This window comes from Butyricimonas hominis, from assembly GCF_014287455.1.
GTDB classification, from domain to species: Bacteria; Bacteroidota; Bacteroidia; order Bacteroidales; family Marinifilaceae; genus Butyricimonas; species Butyricimonas muris.
Genome location: NZ_JACOOH010000040.1, coordinates 1 through 1,247 on the forward strand (window position 1 = coordinate 1; position 1,247 = coordinate 1,247).

At 47.1% G+C, this 1,247-nt stretch carries 1 protein-coding gene; it reads right to left on the minus strand.

From position 1 onward, the window contains the following. Window positions 1-122: 122 nt before the first annotated feature. Window positions 123-1,247 (minus strand): TraM recognition domain-containing protein (locus tag H8S64_RS22990; RefSeq protein ID WP_186978719.1); only part of this gene is annotated, 1,125 nt, incomplete at its 5' end.

Below are 1,247 nucleotides of genomic sequence, written 5' to 3' on the forward strand. Positions count from 1 at the left end.
AGCATTGAAGAACCTGCACGAAATATTAGTGCGTTTTGAAGCCTACCGCACCAAAAAGCAAAATGAAGAACAACCGTAAAGCTACATCGGCTGTTCTTCACTCCATACATTATTATATATAGCTATTCTTCCTCCTTAATCAAGTGGCATAACTCCGGGTCGTTCTTAATCCGGGTTATCTCGTTCTCGACTATCTGCCTGACTTCCTGACGGATGCGGTCATAGTTGGCTTGTATCTCCTCCTGCATCCGGTCGTTGCCGTCCTTGTCGGTGAAGTCGATAATCTGCGGCAACTTCACGTAACGGGCGGTTTCCCGCTTCACCTTTTCATTGTCCACCACGATTTCACAGTGGAAAATCTTCTGCTCTATCCGTTCATCGAAATTGTCCGCTACTGCCCCCACGAACATACCTTGCGTGAGGTTGGATATTTTGCTGGCGGGTATCAGGCTGTCCATTTGGGTGCTTATCGAGGTGGATTTTTCCCGTTGGTTGATTGTCATGCTCTGCCGTTTCTGCAACACCTTTCCGAAACGCTCCGACAGGATTTTCGCCGTTTCACCGACTACCTGACCGCTGAACACGTTACCCACAGTATTTTGGATTACACGGCTTTCCTTGTCCCCATAGTCACGGGTAAGTTGACTGTAATCCTGAAAGCCTAACAGAACCGCAACCTTGTTGCTTCGGGCGGTCGCAATCAGGTTGTCAAGCCCACGAAAATAAATCGTTGGCAGCTCGTCTATTATCACCGAACTTTTAAGCTGACCTTTCTTGTTTATCAGCTTCACGATACGGGAATTATATAATCCCAGTGCTGCCGAGTAGATATTTTGGCGGTCAGGATTGTTGCCGACAACCAGTATTTTAGGCTCTTTCGGGTTGTTGATGTCAAGTGAAAAATCATCACCCGTCATTACCCAGTAAAGGGCGGGTGAAATCATTCTTGAAAGCGGGATTTTCGCACTGGCAATCTGCCCCTGCAACTGCTCTTGAGCGTCTGATTCCCAAGCATCTACGAATGGGGAAAGGTAGTTTTCCAGTTCGGGGTAGCTGCGCAAAATGGTGAATACATCGGCGTATTTCTTATTTAGCAGTTCAATGGCATGGGGGAACGTGCAATACCTGCCGCCTTGATAGATACGGAGATACCAAATTATAGCCGCCAAAAGGATAATCGGACTTTCCACGAAGAAATCGCCCTGCTTGCTTATCCAACTTCGATTGAGGTTAAGCATTATCGTGTA